The organism is Streptomyces sp. NPDC054841, from assembly GCF_053611045.1.
Genome location: NZ_JBSGZO010000702.1, coordinates 1 through 3,296, shown reverse-complemented (window position 1 = coordinate 3,296; position 3,296 = coordinate 1). Strand labels below are relative to the sequence as shown.

Genomic DNA, 3,296 nt, shown 5'->3' with positions numbered 1-3,296 from the left:
GTTACGGGAAGGGGCGGGGTGGGGAAAGAAACCCACCGCCGTGCGGGACGGCTGGAGGTGCACGGTCGGCCGGGCCGACGGCCGGCAGACGGCCGGGACCGCGGGGCGGGACAGCCGACGCGCCTGACGGACTTGGCCGACGGCCGGGGTCAGGCCGGGGACGAGCCCCCTTCGCGGCGGCGCCCGGGCCGACGGCCGGCAGACAGCGCGCCCGTGGCGCAGGACGCCCGAGGTGCACGGTCAGCCGAGCCGACGGCCGGCAGACGGCTCGACCCGCGGGGCGTGACGGCCGCAGTCAGGCCGGGGACGAGCCCTGTTCGCGGCGGCGTGCCACCAGTGCTGTCGTGATCACCACCGCGTAGAGCACCACGAGCACGCCGAGCGTCAGACCCAGCCAGTCGACGGACCCGCCGCGGATCAGGCCGGTGGCGGCGGGGATGCCGGCGGCGAAGCCGGCTGCCAGGAGCACCACGCCCGCCGCGGCGCGCAGGGCGCGGCGGCGGGGGCCGGTGGTCAGTTCGGAGGCCGCCTCCGCCGCGAGGAAGAGCGGGAACGCGTCGGACGCGGCCACCTTGCCGGAGACGGCCCAGTCGATCAGATTGATCACGACGCCGACGAGGCCGACGGCCAGGGCCACGCGCGCCCAGGTGCGGGAGACACGGGGCATCGTCAGCCCGCCGTCACCGTCGTACGCAGCACCCCGTCGGGGCCCGCCAGCAGGACCGGGGTCGCCGGGCCGCCGAGGTCGCGGACCGCCGCGCGGTCGGCATCCGCGACCGCGTCGGTCTCGGCGACGACCGCCGCGGCCTCCAGCGACTTCGCGCCGCTCGCCACCGCCATGGCCACCGCGGTCTGCAACGCGCTCAGCCGCAGCGACTCCAGCGCGACCGTGCCCGCCACGTACGTACGCCCGGTCTCGTCCCGTACCGCCGCGCCCTCCGGCACACCGTTGCGGGCGCGGGCGCTGCGCGCCAGCGTGATGATCTTGCGGTCCTCGGGGTCGAGTTCGGTGCTCTCAGTCATGTGCCGAGCATAAGTCGGCAACCCCGGTCAGCTCCGAGCACCCTTGCCCAGGGCCTGTCCGGCGGATCTCGCCGGGCTCGCTGATCGAGCCTGATCCACCGGACAGGCCCTGACCCGCGAGGCGGCGGCGCGCTGTACGACGGTGTGCGCACCGTGCTGACGATCGACGCGGCGATCGTGGTGGGGGCGGCGCTGCTGGTGGCGGTGGGCCTGCGCAAGGCCCGCGCCTAGGGCCGTCCGGTGGATCAGGCTGGAGCCCAGCAAGATCCGCCGGACGAGCCCTGACCGGTCAGGGCCGGTCGAGGCGGAGCCGCTCCGCCTTCGGCAGGCCCGCCACGACCAGGTCGTACGAGTCCTCGATGAGCTCCCGGACCATACGGGCCGGGAGTTCGCCCACCGTCACCGTGTTCCAGTGGCGTTTGTTGAGGTGGTAGCCGGGGACGATCGCCGGGTACTCGGCGCGCAGCCGGACCGCCTCGTCCGGGTCGCATTTGAGCGCGACCTTCAGCGGGGTGGCGTCCAGGTCGCTGATGGCGAACATCTTTCCGGCGACCTTGAAGACCGAGTGTTCCGGGCCGAAGGGGAAGTCCTCCACCGCGGCGTTCTGCTCCAGGCACTGGGCTTTGAGCTGCGCAGCGGTCAACCGGTCGGTCACGAGGGCTCCACGAGGACGGTGACGATCTTGTTGCGGCGGCCGGCCGTGGCCTCGGCGGTCAGCCGCAGCGAGCGCCCGTCCGGCAGGTCCACCACCGCACTCGCGCCGGCGATCGGCACCCGGCCGAGGGACTTGGCGAGCAGCCCGCCGACCGTCTCCACGTCCTCGTCGTCGAACTCGTCGAGCCCGAACAGCTCGCCGAGGTCGCCGATGTCGAGCCGGGCGGTGACCCGGTAGCGCGAGTCGCCCAGCTCCTGCACGGGCGGCAGCTCCCGGTCGTACTCGTCGGTGATCTCGCCGACGATCTCCTCCAGGATGTCCTCGATGGTGACGATCCCGGCCGTGCCGCCGTACTCGTCGATGACGACGGCGACGTGGTTGCGCTCCTGCTGCATCTCGCGCAGCAGATCGCCCGCGTTCTTCGTGTCGGGCACGAAGGCCGCCGGGCGCATCGCCGTGGAGACCAGCTCGGCCTCCGCGTCCCGCTTGATGTGCGTCTTGCGGACCAGGTCCTTCAGATACACGATCCCGACGATGTCGTCCTCGTTCTCCCCGGTCACCGGGATACGGGAGAAGCCGGAGCGCAGGGCGAGGGTGAGCGCCTGGCGGATGGTCTTGTAGCGCTCGATCGCGACCAGGTCGGTACGCGGAACCATGACTTCCCGTACGAGGGTGTCGCCGAGCTCGAAGACCGAGTGCACCATACGGCGCTCCTCGTCCTCGATGAGCGACTCCTGCTCGGCGAGGTCGACCATCGCACGCAGCTCCGCCTCACTCGCGAACGGACCCTTGCGGAAGCCCTTGCCCGGTGTCAGCGCGTTGCCGATGAGGATCAGCAGCTGCGGGACCGGGCCCATGACGCGGGCCAGCGGCAGCAGCACGTACGCGGCGGCCGTCGCCGTGTTCAGCGGGTGCTGGCGGCCGATGGTGCGCGGGGAGACCCCGACGGCGACGAAGGAGACGAGGACCATCACGCCGATGGCGACGGTCAGCGCCTGCCAGGTCTCGGAGAACTCCTGGAGACAGGCGTAGGTGACGAACACCCCGGCGGCCATCTCGCAGGCGACCCGCACCAGCAGGGCGACGTTGAGATAGCGCGTCGGGTCGGAGGCGACCTGCGCCAGCCGGTCGGCGCCGCGCCGTCCCGAGCGCACCGCCTCGTCGGCACGGAAACTGGAGACACGGGCGATACCGGCTTCGGCGCACGCCGCCAGCCAGGCGACGACGACCAGCAGGACCGCGGCGATGATCAGTTGGCCGGTCATGATCCGGCCACGCTCACGAGTGGGACGGCCGTGCTCAGGACGGCCATGCTCATGGGCGGGACTGCCGTGCTCATGCTCTGGACTGCCGTGCTCATGCGCGGGCTCATGAGACGGTCGGCGCCGGGGACGGGCCGGTCAGGCCCTTCTCCGCCCGCCAGCCGTCGACGATCGCCGCCTGCAGACCGAACATCTCGGCGCGCTCGTCCGTCTCCTCGTGGTCGTACCCCAGAAGGTGCAGCACCCCATGGACGGTGAGCAACTGGAGCTCCTCGTCCATGGAGTGCTGGGTCGGCGCTTCCTCGCCCTGCTTCTGGGCGACCTCGGGGCAGAGCACGATGTCGCCGAGGAGCCCC

5 protein-coding genes are annotated in these 3,296 nt (G+C 72.3%); all 5 read right to left on the bottom strand.

Features of this window, described 5'->3' with window-relative positions; translation table 11 throughout:
- Window positions 1-295: 295 nt before the first annotated feature.
- Window positions 296-667 (bottom strand): hypothetical protein, encoded by a 372-nt coding sequence (locus ACWGI8_RS41980; RefSeq protein ID WP_453668722.1) that lies wholly within the window; start codon window positions 665-667, stop codon window positions 296-298.
- A 2-nt stretch (window positions 668-669) separates the two neighbouring features.
- On the bottom strand, window positions 670-1,023 hold the full coding sequence (locus ACWGI8_RS41975; RefSeq protein WP_453668721.1) for a cytidine deaminase: 354 nt from the start codon (window positions 1,021-1,023) through the stop codon (window positions 670-672).
- 289 nt (window positions 1,024-1,312) lie between these two features.
- Window positions 1,313-1,678 carry an MmcQ/YjbR family DNA-binding protein gene (locus tag ACWGI8_RS41970; RefSeq protein WP_453668720.1) on the bottom strand — a complete coding sequence of 122 codons (366 nt, stop codon included), beginning with the start codon at window positions 1,676-1,678 and terminating at the stop codon, window positions 1,313-1,315.
- Window positions 1,675-2,943, bottom strand: a complete 1,269-nt coding sequence (locus ACWGI8_RS41965) for a hemolysin family protein (protein WP_453668719.1) — start codon at window positions 2,941-2,943, stop codon at window positions 1,675-1,677. Before ACWGI8_RS41965 ends, ACWGI8_RS41970 begins: the two co-directional genes overlap by 4 nt.
- A gap of 103 nt (window positions 2,944-3,046) precedes the next feature.
- The coding region (gene ybeY / locus ACWGI8_RS41960) for an rRNA maturation RNase YbeY (protein ID WP_453668718.1) at window positions 3,047-3,296 on the bottom strand (250 nt) is incomplete at its 5' end.

Bases quoted from the DNA above. Each gene is read 5' to 3' on its own strand.
- ACWGI8_RS41980 (WP_453668722.1), bottom strand. From the start codon at position 667: ATGCCCCGTGTCTCCCGCACCTGGGCGCGCGTGGCCCTGGCCGTCGGC.
- ACWGI8_RS41975 (WP_453668721.1), bottom strand. From the start codon at position 1,023: ATGACTGAGAGCACCGAACTCGACCCCGAGGACCGCAAGATCATCACG.
- ACWGI8_RS41965 (WP_453668719.1), bottom strand. From the start codon at position 2,943: ATGACCGGCCAACTGATCATCGCCGCGGTCCTGCTGGTCGTCGTCGCC.